The organism is Natronospirillum sp., assembly GCF_022565775.1.
GTDB lineage: Bacteria > Pseudomonadota > Gammaproteobacteria > Pseudomonadales > Natronospirillaceae > Natronospirillum.
Window position 1 is genome coordinate 79,921 of record NZ_JAIUMC010000002.1, and the last position, 16,049, is coordinate 95,969.

The window sequence follows — 16,049 nt, forward strand, 5'->3', positions numbered from 1 at the left end:
GGAAAGCAGGTCACTGCGCCGAGCACTGTTTCCCTTTATTCACAGTAGCCGAGAAAAAGTGTCTCTGACTGGCAAGCAGAGTTGAATGAGACTAGATTCAAACAACTGTTTGAAATCTGTCGATGATAATGGACTGACACTATGAATCATTTGCTTGTGGCCATTGTGGCTATTGTTGTGATGTTTGCCGTGCTGCGGCGTCAACTGGGAGCGGTCGCATCCATCATCGCATTGGTGGCCCTGACCGTGTTTGCTTTCTATCTTCGGTCACCGCTGATTGGGCTTGTGCTGATGATCGGCGCCATTGGTGTCGTTCTGGCAGGGCTGCCGATGTTCCGCCAGAGCTGGCTCACGCCAAAGATATTTTCAGTTTTCAAGCAGGTGGCGCCGCGCGTGTCACCGACAGAGCAGATGGCACTTGACGCGGGCACCGTCGGCTGGGATGGAGAGCTTTTCTCCGGTCGCCCAGACTGGGCCGTGTTGTTGTCCAATCGCTATGAAGGACTGTCCGGGGAAGAGCAGGCCTTTCTGGACAACCAGTGTGAAGTGGCCACCAGCATGTGCAATGACTGGGATATCTCGGTTGAGCGGGCAGACCTGCCGCAGGCTGTCTGGGATTATCTCAAGCAGGAACGTTTCTTCGGGATGATCATTCCCAAGGCGTATGGCGGCCTGGAGTTCTCCGCCAAGGCCCAGTCTGCCGTGCTGCAGAAACTGTCGGTCAATGTCACGCTGGGTGTCACCGTCGGGGTGCCCAACTCTCTGGGGCCGGGTGAGCTGCTGCTCAAGTACGGTACCGAAGAACAGAAAGACTACTATCTACCGCGTCTTGCCGATGGGCGGGAGATTCCCTGCTTCGGCCTGACGGGACCACGCGCCGGCTCCGATGCCACATCGATCCCCGATACAGGTATCGTGTGCAAGCAGAAGATCAACGGAAAGGAAGTGGTGGGCCTGCGCCTCAATTTCGAAAAGCGCTGGATAACGCTGGCGCCGGTCGCAACTGTAGTCGGCCTGGCATTCAGGTTGTTTGACCCGGATGGTCTGCTGGGTGACGAAGCAGACCGGGGTATCACGCTGGCTCTGTTGCCGCGCGATACCAAGGGTATGGAAATAGGGCGTCGCCATCATCCGATTGGCAGTCCGTTCATGAACGGGCCGATCAAGGGCAAGGATGTGTTCATCCCGCTCGACTACATTATTGGTGGCGAGGCCATGATCGGCCAGGGCTGGCGCATGCTGGTCGAGTGTCTCTCGGTTGGCCGTTGTATTACTCTGCCCTCCAGTGCCAGTGGCGCTGGCCGCTATGTCCCGGCACTGACCGGTGGCTTCGCGCGCATCCGCCGGCAGTTCAACCTGCCTGTGGCCGATATGGAAGGGGTGCAGGACCCGCTGGCTCGCATGACCAGCCTGGCCTACATATCGCGTGCTACCGTGGACCACACGGCCAACATGATAGATCGGGGCGAAAAGCCCTCTGTGCCATCTGCCATCCTGAAGAGCCAGCTGACAGAGTTTCAGCGGGTGATCATGATGGACGCTATGGATGTCCATGGTGGTCGCGCCGTGACGCTGGGGCCGCGCAATTATCTGGGGCTGTCGTTTTCCGCCACTCCGGTAGCGATCACGGTCGAAGGCGCCAATATCATGACCCGCAGCCTGATGATCTTCGGTCAGGGGGCCATTCGCTGCCATCCCTATGTCCTGGCAGAACTGGAGGCCAAGAACGCAGACGACGTCAAGGCGTTTGACAAGGCTTTCTTTGGCCATTTGGGCCTGATTGCCGGCAATGTGGCACGCTCAATCAGTGCAGGGCTATTCGTACCCACAGGGCGCAACCCGTTTGGCGCCGCCGCAGCGCCCTATGCGCGTGCGGTGAACCGGTTCAGTGCGGCGTTCGGTCTGTTGAGTGATGTCGCCATGACCAGTCTTGGCTCGACCCTCAAGCAGCGTGAAATGCTGTCGGCCCGTTTGGGTGACATCCTGTCTAACCTGTATCTGCTGACCATGGTGCTCAAGCAGTGGCACGAGGGTCAGCGCCTGCCCGGCGAGGAGGAGCTGATGAGGCACAGTGCCGAATTCCTCCTGATGCGGATAGAAGATGCCATCATCGGTCTGCTCGACAATCTGCCTAACCGCATGCTGGCGCTGGCCTTGAAGCCGATAATCATGCCGCTGGGGCGCAAGTGGAGAGGGCCGACTGATGATCTCAAGCGGTCTGTGGCAAAGGGGATCTCGACAGACAGCCCGTTGCGCAGCTTCATGATGCAAGGTACCTGGCAGACCTGGCAGGAAGGCCAGCAGGACAATCCGCTGGCGCGATATAATGCCCTCCTGAAGGACAATGCCCGGGCGCATGCACTGTACAAAACGGTCGACAAGGCTTATGCCAAGGGTGAATTGCCGATGACGGCACTGCATCCGGAGCAGCGGTTCGAGGCAGCCGCCAGTGCCGGCCTGATTTCTGCAGACGATGCGGCATTCATGAAAACCTACGAGAAAGAAGTGCTGGAGATGCTGACTGTGGACGACTTTGCCTTCGAAGAGCCGGCGAAAGACAAGTCATTGGTCATTCAGCACAACTGAGATTGGTGGCTTCGCGGCTGCTCTGCAGGCGCATGCCCCAGCGGTGTTGACAGGAATGAATGCGAAATAGTGAAGGGGCCGGCAGGCCCCTTTTGTTTATCTGGACAAGTATCAGAAGCGCAGGCCGACACCCAGGTAGTTGTTGCTGCCCGGGTGAGCACCGGCTTCGAAAAAGACTCGGGTACCATCCAGGTTGAGATTGAGTCCGACCTGACCGCCGGCGCCAATGTTGGTATCCGGCAGCAATTCAGAGCCCACACCCAGGCCACCATAAATGTCAGTGGTGCGATTCAGAACGAAGACGAGCTTGGCCCCGACCATGGTGGCCATACCGAACTTGTCATCGCCGATGCCTCCACCGAGCTGCCCCTCGGCCACGATACCCAGGCCGCTGCGCGCCAGTCCGTCGACATTGAGCGGGATACTGTAGCTGAAAATACCACCAATGCCCGGCCCGTAGGCGCCGACCATGGCAGAGGTAGAGTGATTGCTTCCGTATTGTCCGGCTGCGCTGGCACCGGCCGCAAGGCCGAGGCTCAAAAGCGCAATGAGCAGATGTTTCATGTGATATTCTCCTTAATATTCATTTCCTCCTCATGATACCCGCAAAGCGGCAACTGGCGGTAGTGGGCGTACTATCTCATTACTCTGAACAGGGCATGATGCCCGGACAGCAGTTGGGCAGCATTCCGGGGTGGCACCTGAAAACAGGGCTAGGTAAACTAGCGCCCCTTCATTCATAGGGCATTTGTGCGCGATGCGCGTTTCCGATTTTGACTACCAGTTGCCGGACGATCTGATTGCCCGCTATCCAACGGAGCAGCGCACGGGGAGCCGGTTGCTCAGCCTCGACGGCAACTCCGGTGAGATGGTTCACGGACAATTCACCGACATTGAAGAGCATCTGCATTCCGGTGATCTGCTGGTGATGAACGATACCCGGGTGATTCCGGCACGTCTGTTCGGACACAAGGCCAGCGGTGGACGTGTGGAAATGCTGATAGAGCGGTTGCTGGATGACCGGAGTGCGCTGGCGCATGTGCGTGCCAGCCGCGCCCCGAGGCCGGGCACGGACCTGGTGCTGGATAATCAGGCCCTGATTCGCGTGAGCGGGCGGCGAGACAACCTGTTCGAGCTTGAACTCCAGGGCGGTGCCGGCTGGTTGGAGACGCTGCACAGTCAGGGCCACATTCCGCTGCCGCCCTATATTGATCGCCCTGACGAGTCAGCAGACAAGGAACGGTATCAGACTGTGTATGCTCGCAGCGAAGGCGCTGTGGCTGCGCCGACTGCGGGTCTGCATTTCGATCAGCCTTTGCTGGACCGTCTGGCCGAGCAGGGGATAGAGCAGGCGTTCGTCACCCTGCATGTCGGTGCCGGCACCTTCCAGCCGGTCAAGGCCGAGCGGATTGAAGACCATCAGATGCACGCGGAAAGGATAGAGGTGCCCGCGACTACGGTGGCAGCCATTGCAGCCTGTCGCGCTCGCGGAGGTCGAGTGGTCGCGGTGGGTACAACTTCAATGCGTAGTCTCGAATCAGCGGCCGCAGAAGGCACATTGAGGGCTTTCAACGGTGAGTCCGATATCTTCATTTATCCGGGCTACCGGTTCCGGGTGGTGGATGCCCTGATTACCAACTTCCACCTGCCACAGTCGACCTTGCTGATGCTGGTCAGTGCCTTCAGCGGCTATGATAATATCATGCAGGCCTACCGTTCAGCGGTCGCAGAGCGTTATCGCTTCTTCAGTTATGGTGACGCCATGTTCCTGACCCGACGCTACCATAAGGAGCCCACGGATGAGTGAGCGCGCGAGTTTCATGTCCTACACGCTGCACAAGACCGATGGCCTGGCGCGGCGCGGCACGCTGGACTTTCCGCGGGGCAAGGTTGAAACCCCCTGTTTCATGCCGGTGGGGACCTATGGCACGGTCAAGGGCATGTTGCCGCGTGATATCGAAGAAACCGGGGCTCAGATCATTCTAGGCAACACCTTTCACCTGATGCTGCGCCCCGGCACCCAGGTGATCCGCGAGCACGGTGATCTGCATGATTTCAATGGCTGGCCGGGTCCGATTCTGACCGACAGTGGCGGCTTTCAGGTGTTCAGCCTGGGCGCGATGCGTAAAATTACAGAACAGGGTGTCACCTTCCGTTCGCCCGTGGATGGCTCGCCGGTAGAATTGAACCCTGAAATTGCCATGCAGGTGCAGCGCGACCTGGGCTCTGACATCGTGATGATTTTTGATGAATGCACGCCACACCCGGCGACCTGGGAAGAAGCGCGCAGCTCAATGAATCTATCGTTGCGCTGGGCGGAGCGCAGCCGGCAGGCCCATGGCGACAGCCCGTCAGCATTGTTCGGTATCGTACAGGGTGGCATGTATGAAGACCTGCGGCGCGAATCGCTGGCTGGCCTTGAAGCCATCGGCTTTGATGGCTATGCCATCGGCGGCCTGTCGGTTGGAGAGCCGAAAGAAGACATGATGCGGGTGCTGGATGGCCTGGCGCCGCATATGCCTGCTCAGCGTCCCCGCTACCTGATGGGGGTGGGTACGCCTGAAGACCTGGTCGAAGGCGTTTTGCGCGGGGTCGATATGTTCGACTGTGTCATGCCGACCCGCAATGCCCGCAACGGCCATCTGTTCACCAGCGAAGGGGTGGTCAAGATCCGCAACGCGGTTCATCGGCATGATACCGGGCCCCTGGACGCGGAGTGTGACTGCTATACCTGCCAGAACTTTTCGCGTGCTTACCTGCACCATCTGGATCGTTGCAAGGAAATGCTGGGAGCACAACTGAACACGATACACAATCTGCGCTATTATCAGCGCCTGATGGCCGGATTGCGTCAGGCCATCGAATCAGGTAGGTTGTCCGACTTTGTAACCGAGTTCTACGCCAAACGAGGGCAGAACCGCCCTGTTTCGGCTGACAACGATCACTAATCGCAAGAGACCAAACCAAGGAGTACACGTCAATGAAAGCCCTGTCTCTTATGCTGCTTTCCCTGGGTCTGATGATGCCCGCAAGCGCCCTGGCCGCTGGTGGTGGCCCGAGCCCCATTCCTTCGTTCATCATGCTGGGTCTGTTTGTCCTGATCTTCTACTTCATGCTGTGGCGGCCGCAGGCCAAGAAGCAGAAGGAACACCGGGCATTGATGGAAAGCCTCAACAAGGGTGATGAAGTTGTCACTGTTGGCGGTGTCGCTGGCAAGATCAGCAAGGTGACCGATGACTTCATCGTGATGGAGGCTGCAGAAGGCGTTGAGCTGAAGGTGCAGAAGTCGTCTGTCGCAGCCACCCTGGTCAAGGGAACGCTGAAACAGCTGTAATCATGGCATAGGCCGGGTAAGGGCAACCCTCTGTTTTGCCCATGCCCGGTCATATTGCCGGTTAACCGGTCCGCCTTGCGGACCGCCTGTCGTTATGGGATCGCACTATGCTGAACCGCTTTCCGCTCTGGAAGTACCTGATGGTGGCCATCGTGGTGCTGCTGGGGCTTGTCTACAGTCTGCCCAACCTGTACACCGCAGACTATGCGCTGCAGATTTCCCCCAGTACGGCCACGGGCACACTGACCTCGGATGTCGAGCAGCAGGCACTGGACCTTCTTGAAGAAGGCGGGATACCGGTGCGGTTGGCGGAGCGGGATAACGGAACCCTGCTGATACGCCTGGAGAACCCGGAAGACCAGTTGGTTGCGCGCACGCTGGTCCAACAGAATGTCGGTGATGACTTTGTCGTCGCACTGAACCGCGCCGAAACCACCCCTGACTGGCTGCAGGCAATCGGGGCTCGACCCATGGCACTGGGGCTTGATCTCAGTGGTGGTGTCCACTTCCTGATGGAGGTGGATATGGAAGAGTATCTCAGTGACCGCATGTCGGACTACTCCGCAACGCTGCGTCGTGAACTGCGTGATCGAAATGTCCGCTTTGCAACCATCGAGCAGACGGATGAGCGGGTGATCACGGCGAGTTTCCGTACCACTGAAGACCGCGCCGCTGCGGAAAGCCACATTCGCAATCAGTTTCCCGAATTCTCGCGCACCAGCCGAAGTGAAGGCGAGTTGCAGCAGTTGCGGCTGTTTCTGTCCGATGATCGCCTGGAGCAACTGCAGAGCAACGCCCTGCAGCAGAACCTGACCACGCTGAGCAACCGGGTCAATGAACTGGGTGTGGCTGAGCCTCTGGTGCAGCGCCAGGGCAGCAACCGTATCGTGGTAGAACTGCCGGGTATTCAGGACACCGCTGCAGCCAAGCGCATCATTGGCCGCGCGGCAGAGCTGGAATTCCGGCTTGAAGCCCGTTCGGATGCATCGCCTCTCGACAAGGAATCTTTCCCGTTCCGTGAGGGCAGCGGTCGCAGCGGCACTGCAGAACTCAACACTGAAGTGATCGCCACCGGCGAAAATGTGACGGGTGCGAACTTCGAATATGATGAGAACAATCGCCCGCAGGTATCGGTCAATCTGAATAGTGCGGGCGGGTCCCGCATGATGCAGGCGACCCGGCAGAATGTCGGGCGCAATATGGGTGTGCTGTTCATCGAGTACAACACCCTGACCACCTATTCCACGGTGGATGGTGAGCTGGTCGCCGAATACGAGAATGTGGTCGACAAGGGCATTATCAGTCTGGCCACAATTCAAAGCGCTTTTGGGCCTTCCTTCAGGATTACCGGTTTGAATTCGGCGGCGGAAGCCTCCGAGTTGGCGCTGCTGTTGCGGGCCGGTGCTCTGGCTGCACCCATGTATTTCGTGGAGGAGCGTACCATCGGGCCAAGCCTGGGGGCTGACAATATCCGCATGGGTGTGACCTCGGTCATTGTCGGTTTCATGCTGGTGATCGCTTTCATGATCTTCTGGTACCGCACCTTTGGTCTGTTTGCCAACATCGCACTGGGTGTCAATCTGCTGCTGATTGTCGCCATCATGTCGACCATAGGGGCAACGCTGACCCTGCCCGGTATTGCCGGTATCGTGCTGACGGTGGGTATGGCCGTGGATGCCAATGTGCTGATCTTCTCGCGAATACGAGAAGAACTGGTCAACGGTCTGTCGCCACAGCAGGCGATCAAGGCCGGGTTTGACCGCGCCTTTGTCACCATTCTGGATGCGAATATCACCACCTTGATTGTCGCCGTGATTCTGTTTGCCGTGGGCACGGGTGCGGTGCGCGGCTTTGCCGTGACGCTCACTGTAGGCATTCTGACATCCTTGTTTACGGCCATTCTCGGTACTCGGAGTCTGGTCAATCTGTTTTACGGTGGGCGTGACCTCAAGCGCGTACCGATCTGGGAGGTTTGGGCATGGCGCAAATGAAAGTTATTCCATTCATGTCCAAGCGGCTGCTGGCCGCTGCCTTTTCAGGCCTGGTCATTCTCGCTTCTCTTGGGTCGCTGGCCTTTCAGGGGTTGAATCTGGGTCTGGACTTTACCGGCGGCACCCTGGTGGAAATCGGCTATGACGAAGCGGCAGACCTCTCCGTGGTGCGGGGTCAGCTGCGTGATCTTGGCTTCCCGGAAGCCCGGGTGCAGTTTTTCGGTTCCGAGCGTGATGTGGTGATTCGCCTGCAGCAGGACGACAACCCCGAGCTGGGTGACGAGCTGGTGCAGCAGTTGCGCGGTGAAACCGATGCCCAGCTCACCTTGCGGCGCAGCGAGTTTGTCGGGCCCCAGGTAGGCGAAGAGCTGCGTGACCGAGGCGGGCTGGGGCTCATCATTGCCCTGTTTGCCATCATGGTTTACGTGGCCATGCGCTTCCAGTTCAAGTTCGGCCTCGGGGCCGTGGGTGCCTTGATCCACGATATCGTAGTAGTGGTGGGCATATTCTCCATCTTCCAGCTCGATTTCGACCTCACGGTACTGGCGGCGCTGCTGGCTACCATAGGTTATTCGCTGAACGACTCGATCGTGGTGTCCGACCGGATCAGGGAGAATTTCCGCAATATCCGGCGTGATGATGTCAATTACCTGATTGATCTGTCGCTGACCCAGATGCTGGGTCGTACGCTGGTCACATCCGGTACCACCATGCTGGTGCTGCTCTCGCTGCTGATTTTCGGCGGCGAGATGATCCGCATGTTCGCGCTGGCATTGCTGATTGGTGTGATTGTGGGCACCTACTCGTCGATTTACGTCACGTCCAACATCCTGGTGCAGTTGCATCTGTCCAAGCAGGATCTGGCAAGGCCGGAGAAGAAGGAAGATGACGAGCCGGAGGACATTCCGGACTGGCTGGAGCGCGAGTGACGCGATGAACCTCACGGGTTGGCGACTGGTCGCGCAACCCGTGGGTTAGTCTTTAGAACTGAGCGGGATCGAAAGGCTTGACCATGGAGCCGGTGCCGCCACCATGCAACCAGTCGTGAAATTCATCAGCCAGCCTTTCACCCGCCTGAATTGACCGTCTCCAGTAGGCGATGCGATCCGCATCGCTCATGCGCTGGAAATCCTGCCGATCCGGTATCTTGCCCTGCGGCAGTTTTTCGATAAAGGCTGAAGTTGGCGTCAGCAACAACACATCCTGATAGTGTTCTGCTTTGACCCGGCGCCACTTGAGCCGCTTGTCAAACCAGCCTGGCTTGAGCTGGGGCGCAAAGTGGGGATACAGAATCAGGCCGTCCGGCGTGTCGAACGGCAGGTCAAAGTGGTAGTCGACCATGCCGCCATCTCGATAGAGCCCCGTTGATGACCCCGGAATATCCCTGACGCCTGCCATGGCCACTGGAATGGCCGCACTGGCCAACAGGGCCGGGAACAGATTGTCATCATCGAGTTGACTGCCGGTGGTCCGGAAGTCGGGAAACCCCCTTACAGGCAGGGAGCCGGGGCGGCTTTGCACGATATGGCGGTCGAAATGCAGGCGCAGGGAGCGGCGCGTCACCGCATTGGTGCCGGCTACTAGCATGAACGCGGACAGTTGCTTCCAGTACGTCTCGTGGGTCGTAACCCCGGTACAGCGTGCAGTAATGATGTGCAGCAGGCGATTGGCCTGCGGCACATAGGCGTCGCCCAAAACCTGCTGCAGCATTTCAGCGCACTGGGCACTGACGGCTTCAGGCGTCATGCCGGGAGCGAACGACTGGTTTAGATAGTGCTGCTCCAGGCGCTGCAGGGCAGACTCCGGGTCCTCGGACGCATAGCAGGCCATGCGCCAGGCACCAATGGATGAGCCGGCCAGATGCACGGGCTGACTCATGGCGGGCAGCAGCTCGCGCGCAATCAAGCGGTCCAGGTGACTGAGCACAAACCATTTGGGACCACCGGAGGCGCCGAGTATCAGTCGCACGTCTTCGGGCCGGAAGTGATGCTCACGGATTCTCTGGTACGCTCGTTTGCCGGCCATGATCTGTAGAGCGTGCATTCTGCGATGACTCCGTTATTCGTGATACTCGAAGGGGCAGGGTGCCGCTGACCGTTATTGCAGTTTCGGCCCGCCGCACATCCTCTTCAGGCCTGACGCAGCAGGGTTATGGTGGCCTTGAACAGCTTCGGATTGGCGCACACGACTGATTTTGACCGACTGTCTAGCGGGGCGCCGCTGATATCTCCGGTTACCGCGCCCGCTTCTGTCGCCAGCAGCTGAGTTGCTGCATATTCCAGCGGGGGCAGATCATGATGCAGCGCCAGGTCCAACTGACCGGCGGCAGTGCGCACCAGGTCCAGCAGCGCGCAACCACTGACACGTAATTCAGCGCCCGCAGTGAGCAGCCGACTGCAGGGTTCGGCACTGACCAGATCGGTCGCCATGAAAACACCGGACAGCTTGCTCTGATTGGCGGTGCGCACTCGGCGTCCGTTGATCTGCATGCCACGCCCTCGCGAGGCGATGACTTCCAGATTCATGAACGGGAAAACCAGTGTTAGATGCTCCATGCGCTGTTTCTGCCATTGGCTGACCAGCACGCCGCATTCTCCGAGCCCGCGGCGGAAATTGGTTTCACCCAACAGTATGTCGGTTTGCCAGGACACATCTTCCTGCGGCTTTTCCGGTTCGTACCGACCTTCGCGGGTGCACTCCAGTGCCTGGTCAGGGTGGGATTTGCGCAGCGTGTTGTGAACACGGCGTGAGGCGCCCGGATAAAGCTGGGCCATGATGTCCTCTTGCGGACTTTCCTCGATCAAGCGCGACCAGTGTTCGCGGGTATAAACCAGTTTTTCGGCGGCAGCGTGAGCCGCCCTCAAAGCAATTGTCAGCGTTGGGTGCATAGCAGCGAAGGGCCTGAGCATGTTAAAAAGCTGTTTCAGGCGCGGGATTCTAGCAGAATCTGGCGCCCGTGCATCCCCGAGACTGTGTTAATCTTGGCATTTTCCACACTGTTCTATTGTCTGGAGGCGACATTGTCGGACCCTGCCCTTCCCGAAGACACGCTGGTGACGGCTTCTGTATTGCAGCGCATCAAAATCGTGATGGTCGAGACCTCGCTGGCGGCCAATCTCGGTGCTGCAGCCCGGGCCATGAAAACCATGGGCTTGGCGCAATTGGTGGCGGTCAGTCCGCGTGAACCTCTTGACAACGAAAGCGCCATTGCACGCGCCTCGGGGGCGCAGGAGCTGCTGCTGAATGCCGTTTGTTGCGACTCGCTGGATGAGGCGCTGCAGGGGTGCTCACTGGTCATAGGGACCAGTGCACGCAGCCGCAATTTGCCCTGGCCCATGCTTTCGCCGGTTGAGCTTCCACCAATCGTACAGGGTGTGCCGGAGCCCGGCGAGATCGCGATACTATTCGGGCGGGAACGCAGTGGCCTCACCAACGAAGAGCTGGCCCGCTGTCATTATCATCTGCACATTCCGTCGAATCCGGACTACAGCTCACTCAACATCGCGGCGGCCGTTCAGGTCGTGGCGTACGAACTGCGCCGGCAGTTGGTTGGCGGCGATTTGGACAATGAACCGCACCCGTCTGTTCCGCTGGCCACCGCCGAAGATCTGGAAGGCTATTTCGACCATCTGCAGAGGGTGCTGGTTGATATCGGTTTTGCCGACCCCAATAATTTGCGTCAGCTGATGCTGAAACTGCGCCGTTTTTATATGCGGGCACAGCCTGAGCCCGTGGAACTCAATATTCTGCGTGGCATCATAAGTCAGACCGAAAAATCACTCATTCGAGCTCGCTCCGGACAGGACCGGGCGCCAGATCGCAGCCAGGACAGCCACTGATGTTCAAGACCATCCGCGAAGATATCAGCAGTGTATTTCACCGAGACCCTGCAGCGCGCAACAGCTTCGAGGTGCTCACCAATTATCCGGGTCTGCATGCGCTCATGTTCCATCGCCTGACTCACCGGCTGTGGAATCTGAAGCTAAAGTGGCTGGCTCGTTTCATTTCCACCATTGCACGCTGGCTGACCGGTATCGAGATCCATCCTGGCGCCCGCATCGGGCGGCGCTTCTTTATTGACCACGGTATGGGTGTGGTGATTGGTGAAACTGCGGAAGTTGGCGATGACGTGACCATCTACCATGGCGTGACACTGGGCGGTACCTCCTGGAAAGACGGCAAGCGCCATCCGACTCTGGGCAATGGCGTGGTGGTGGGTGCCGGTGCCAAGGTGCTCGGGCCCTTTACCGTGGGAGAGGGTGCCCGAATCGGTTCCAATGCGGTGGTTACCAAGGAGGTCCCGGCGGGTGCCACTGTGGTCGGGGTTCCGGGGCGGGTCATTCGGCAACGCGTTGCCGGCAATGCAGAAGAAGAGTCGCGGCGGGCGGAGCTGGCGGAGAAGCTTGGCTTCGATGCCTATGGCGTTTCAGATATGCCAGACCCTATAGCCCACTCCATCAAAAGCCTGCTCGACCACATGCATGCGGTTGATGAGCGGGTAGACAGCATGTGCCGCACCCTGAACAGACTGGACTCAGGGTTCAAAAGTGGCCAATTGCCGCCGCTGGACGATGATGATTTTTCCGTGGTCTCGGATGCCGATCGAGCCTGTGGTGGCATCAATTCCGAGCTGGATACCCGTCATCAGGAACCGGCGGAGAAACCGGAAAATCCTGAACCTCCGCATAAGGACCCTTGATAACCTGACATTTTTGCTACCCCATTTTGGTCACCTTGTGCACTAATGCCCTCGATCCTGGGTTGCTAGACTGTTCACCAGTGACCTGATCCTCAGGCAAGAGGTCAGGTCATGCGTCGATCACACTCTATCAATGCAAATCAGGATCATGGAAAAGGAGGGTAGCCGTGACAACTTCAAACCACGCCGTCAAAGCCAGGGAAGCCTGTCTGACTCATCCCATCAGTGCCAACCTGACAGCCCGTCAGCGCTTCGTTCTGCGGGGGCTTATTGCCGGGCACAGCAATCTTGAAATGGCTGAGCAGCTTTGCCTGACGGAGTACACCATCAAATACCACTGCCGGGCTCTTTACCAGCACTTCGGTGTGGCCAATCGAGTCGAGTTGGTCAGCGAACTGTTGCGCCGTTTCGGCAGCGATCTGCTGGCCTTCGCTCAGACCGAGGAACAGGGGCAGTCCCGTTCGACCAGGGCCTCCTGCAACAGGGTGCGGTCGGTCGCTGATCGACGTCCTCGGGGTTATGCGCGGCCATCCCAGCCTCGAGGCTTCACTGCGCACAGCCAATACCTCGGACAGCGCCTCTGACCGGTTGTTTACTGTCTCGAGGCGGGCAGCTTCGAGCTATCTATCTTGAGCTGCCCGTCCTTTGCTATACTGCGCGCCAGAATGGGTGACGCGGCTTCGGGCTGTGTCACTGGCACCGGAATTACGCTCCGATCAGCCTGGCGAGAATCAGTTTAATCATGTCCCAATATGTTGTCTGTGCGCTATACCGTTTTGTCAGTCTTGATGATCACCGGTCCCTGCGCGAACCACTGAAGACCTTTCTTGAAACCCACCAGATTCGTGGCACCCTGCTGCTGGCCAGTGAAGGCATCAATGGCACCGTGGCCGGTTCCAGAGAAGCCATCGACAGTCTGAAGGACTGGTTCTCCCGCGACTCACGTTTCAACGGTATCGACTACAAGGAATCCCTGTCTGACACCCAGCCGTTTTATCGCACCAAGGTAAAGCTCAAAAAAGAGATTGTGACACTGGGTGTAGAAGGCATCGACCCGCAACGGGTTGTCGGTACCTATGTCGAGCCTGCCGACTGGAATCGCCTGATCACTGACCCGGATGTGGTCGTCGTCGACACCCGCAATGAGTATGAAGTTGGCATTGGTACCTTCAAGGGCGCCCTGAATCCCCATACCGAGAGTTTTCGCGAGTTTCCCGAGTTTGTCGCACAGAACCTCGATCCGAGAAAGCACCGCAAGGTCGCCATGTTCTGCACCGGTGGCATTCGCTGTGAAAAAAGCACCGCCTATCTCAAGGAGCAGGGGTTTGATGAAGTCTATCACCTTCATGGCGGCATATTGCGCTACCTCGAAGAAGTGTCGGAGTCCGAATCACTCTGGGAAGGCGAGTGCTTTGTATTCGACAACCGTGTGACCGTCAATCACGCGCTTCTGCCGGGTGATTATCAGTTGTGCGGTGCCTGTCGGGCACCACTGTCGGCGGAGGACCGCAAAAGTTCCCACTTCGTGCGCGGCATCAGCTGTCCGCACTGCATCGACGTCAAGACGCCGGAGCAGCGGCGTCGCTATGCTGAACGGGAAAAGCAGTTGCAACTGGCCAGCAAGCGGGGCCAGGCTCATATCGGCGCGGATGCCGTGCTCCAGATCGAGCAGCAGCGCGCTGAAAAGCAGGCCCGACGTCGCCGTCAGGCAGAGCGTGATCAGCAGGCAGTGCGCGGTCGGTAGCACCGACTTCAGTCCTTACCACTGCAGAATAACCGGGTTGTGGTCCGAGGCACCCCAGGGGGACTGCGGCTCATACAGGTCATGCAGGAACGGAATGGGTGGCATCTCCGCGTGGCCGGGTTGGACCGCACCCTGTAGGTTTGCCGGAGCATTCTGCATCCAGAAGTGGTCTATTTGCTGGGCTCGTCCGCGAAACCAGTAGGTTGGCCCTTCGACCGCCAGTCTTTCCCAGGCATTCTCCAGCAGCGGTTCCCACAAGGACTCATCCGTCAGTGTATTGAAATCGCCGCCCAGCAGCCGAAAACCGTTATCAGGCCTGCCTTCGAACCATGCCAGGATCTGCTCCAGCTCTTCTGCTCGGTCGGCCTTGCAGAGGTCGATACAGCCTCTGCCCCGGGATTTCATGTGGACATTGATGACCTTCAGTTCAGCATCCGTGTCCAGACGGCGAAATCGCTGCGCCAGGGCCGGGCGCGGATGGGTGTCGACCAGGTGCAGGTCGCCTGCCGGCTGCAGAACTTCCGGGTCAAAGAGATAGGCATTGGTGATGGCGTCATCACCGGGGCGTGGCTCGGGCGCCAGTATCGAGTAGTGACGCCCATCCAGTTGGCGCAGCGTTTCGGTCAGTTCGATCAATACCGGGTTGTCACTGTCCCAGTCGTGCTCCATTTCCTGAAGCAGCAGAAGGTCGGCATCCAGTTCGATCAGGGCCTGCGCGACCTTGTCCCGCTGACGCTGCCATTCTGCCTCTGAGCCTGGTCCGCGCGAGTGGCTGAAGTCGCCGTCCAGACCGTTGAACAGATTCTCGATATTGAAAGAGACAATGCGCAGCCTCTCGGTGTCCCGAGGGTTCAGGGTCCAGTCTGCCGGTGTGATGTCAGGCGTCTCGTCGGGCAGCACTACCCAGCGATTCCAGCGCCAGGTCAGTACACCCGTCAGTGGTTCGACAGAGTTGCCATTGCCCAGCAGGGCCGCATTTTGTGGCAAGCCCCAGGGTATGGCATCGAGTCGGCGCTGATTGCTGGCATCTTCCAGTGTCCACTGGTGATCACCGTCGGACAGAATGATCTCTCCGACATCCAGCAGGCGATAGTTGTCGATGATTCGAGTGGCCGGCAGGCTGACCCGCATGTTTTCCAGTGGTTCGCCGGCCCGGTTGCCGGATTCCGCTCCAAGCGCCACTGGGTCGGGCAGTTCGCCCGGGCCGCAGTCGACCACCTGGCTGACGCGGGTCAGTTCGGTCAGGCCGTGAAACTCCTTCACTTGACCGGTGACGGCGACGCGGCGTTCAGTCTGCATACTGTGCCCCGGAGCGAAAATGAACAGGGCCTCGGAGGTGCGCGGGTCACCGTCCGTGTCGCCCTGTACGAAGAAACCGCGCAGGTCCGGAGTCACCTGGGTCACCACGCCGGCCACGGTGACGGTCTCGCCTTCGAGCGGGCTGGCCTCTCCCGGACCCTGCACAGTGTAGGGTTGCATCGCGTCCGAGCAGTCTGCTACCGCGGCCCCTGACAGCAGTCCGCCGAGGAATAACACCGCCAGACAAGTGCGCCAGTGCGCACGGCGCTGGCCACTGTCTGTCGGCCTGCTATACTGCGCGCGTTTCGGATTCGGGGTGTCTGCAGCGCGGGTCTTGTCACTGCTGGGGTAATACTTGACTAAATTACTCGGATTTTCCATAATCGAAGCCTGAAT

The 16,049-nt window shown here is 58.8% G+C and carries 14 protein-coding genes; 10 read left to right on the forward strand and 4 right to left on the reverse strand.

All coding sequences use genetic code 11. The annotated features are described in order from the left end of the window. The first annotated feature begins 141 nt into the window (after nucleotides 1-141). Nucleotides 142-2,586: an acyl-CoA dehydrogenase gene (locus LAT62_RS01250; RefSeq protein ID WP_293377689.1), complete on the forward strand. Its 2,445-nt coding sequence runs from the start codon at nucleotides 142-144 to the stop codon at nucleotides 2,584-2,586. Between the two features lie 111 nt (nucleotides 2,587-2,697). On the opposite strand, the gene LAT62_RS01255 is transcribed toward LAT62_RS01250, so the two are convergent. After that, a complete protein-coding gene (locus LAT62_RS01255) occupies nucleotides 2,698-3,150 on the reverse strand; it encodes a hypothetical protein (protein ID WP_293377692.1) in 453 nt (150 codons plus the stop codon). 193 nt (nucleotides 3,151-3,343) lie between these two features. Here LAT62_RS01255 and queA point away from each other — a divergent pair, with 193 nt between their 5' ends. The 5 genes from queA to secF all read left to right on the forward strand — a co-directional run bounded on the left by queA (nucleotide 3,344) and on the right by secF (nucleotide 8,840). Continuing rightward, complete coding sequence (queA, locus tag LAT62_RS01260) at nucleotides 3,344-4,393, forward strand: tRNA preQ1(34) S-adenosylmethionine ribosyltransferase-isomerase QueA (protein WP_293377695.1); 1,050 nt, start codon at nucleotides 3,344-3,346, stop codon at nucleotides 4,391-4,393. Between the two features lie 13 nt (nucleotides 4,394-4,406). Beyond that, complete coding sequence (gene tgt, locus LAT62_RS01265; protein ID WP_293377878.1) at nucleotides 4,407-5,534, forward strand: tRNA guanosine(34) transglycosylase Tgt; 1,128 nt, start codon at nucleotides 4,407-4,409, stop codon at nucleotides 5,532-5,534. Between the two features lie 32 nt (nucleotides 5,535-5,566). Next, nucleotides 5,567-5,920, forward strand: a complete 354-nt coding sequence (yajC, locus tag LAT62_RS01270) for a preprotein translocase subunit YajC (protein ID WP_293377698.1) — start codon at nucleotides 5,567-5,569, stop codon at nucleotides 5,918-5,920. 107 nt (nucleotides 5,921-6,027) lie between these two features. Beyond that, nucleotides 6,028-7,911, forward strand: coding sequence for a protein translocase subunit SecD (gene secD / locus LAT62_RS01275; RefSeq protein ID WP_293377701.1), 1,884 nt, complete (start codon nucleotides 6,028-6,030; stop codon nucleotides 7,909-7,911). Then, the gene (gene secF, locus LAT62_RS01280; RefSeq protein WP_293377704.1) at nucleotides 7,899-8,840 is read left to right on the forward strand and encodes a protein translocase subunit SecF; all 942 of its coding nucleotides are present in this window, start codon (nucleotides 7,899-7,901) and stop codon (nucleotides 8,838-8,840) included. The genes secD and secF overlap by 13 nt, the downstream gene beginning before the upstream one ends. Before the next feature lie 52 nt (nucleotides 8,841-8,892). On the opposite strand, the gene LAT62_RS01285 is transcribed toward secF, so the two are convergent. Continuing rightward, nucleotides 8,893-9,954 (reverse strand): patatin-like phospholipase family protein, encoded by a 1,062-nt coding sequence (locus LAT62_RS01285; RefSeq protein ID WP_293377707.1) that lies wholly within the window; start codon nucleotides 9,952-9,954, stop codon nucleotides 8,893-8,895. 86 nt (nucleotides 9,955-10,040) lie between these two features. After that, nucleotides 10,041-10,820: an inositol monophosphatase gene (locus tag LAT62_RS01290; RefSeq protein WP_367120512.1), complete on the reverse strand. Its 780-nt coding sequence runs from the start codon at nucleotides 10,818-10,820 to the stop codon at nucleotides 10,041-10,043. A 111-nt stretch (nucleotides 10,821-10,931) separates the two neighbouring features. Here LAT62_RS01290 and LAT62_RS01295 point away from each other — a divergent pair, with 111 nt between their 5' ends. The 4 genes from LAT62_RS01295 to LAT62_RS01310 all read left to right on the forward strand — a co-directional run bounded on the left by LAT62_RS01295 (nucleotide 10,932) and on the right by LAT62_RS01310 (nucleotide 14,354). Then, on the forward strand, nucleotides 10,932-11,750 hold the full coding sequence (locus LAT62_RS01295) for an RNA methyltransferase (RefSeq protein ID WP_293377713.1): 819 nt from the start codon (nucleotides 10,932-10,934) through the stop codon (nucleotides 11,748-11,750). Then, nucleotides 11,750-12,610 (forward strand): serine O-acetyltransferase, encoded by an 861-nt coding sequence (cysE, locus tag LAT62_RS01300; protein ID WP_293377716.1) that lies wholly within the window; start codon nucleotides 11,750-11,752, stop codon nucleotides 12,608-12,610. The genes LAT62_RS01295 and cysE overlap by 1 nt, the downstream gene beginning before the upstream one ends. A 167-nt stretch (nucleotides 12,611-12,777) precedes the next feature. Then, entirely contained in the window at nucleotides 12,778-13,194 is a 417-nt protein-coding gene (locus tag LAT62_RS01305; protein WP_293377720.1) for a LuxR C-terminal-related transcriptional regulator, read from the forward strand. A gap of 158 nt (nucleotides 13,195-13,352) precedes the next feature. Next, nucleotides 13,353-14,354 carry a rhodanese-related sulfurtransferase gene (locus tag LAT62_RS01310; RefSeq protein WP_293377723.1) on the forward strand — a complete coding sequence of 334 codons (1,002 nt, stop codon included), beginning with the start codon at nucleotides 13,353-13,355 and terminating at the stop codon, nucleotides 14,352-14,354. A 15-nt stretch (nucleotides 14,355-14,369) separates the two neighbouring features. Here the strand turns inward: LAT62_RS01310 and LAT62_RS01315 are convergent, their stop codons facing one another. After that, the gene (locus LAT62_RS01315; protein WP_293377726.1) at nucleotides 14,370-15,833 is read right to left on the reverse strand and encodes an endonuclease/exonuclease/phosphatase family protein; all 1,464 of its coding nucleotides are present in this window, start codon (nucleotides 15,831-15,833) and stop codon (nucleotides 14,370-14,372) included. Between the last annotated feature and the right edge of the window lie 216 nt (nucleotides 15,834-16,049).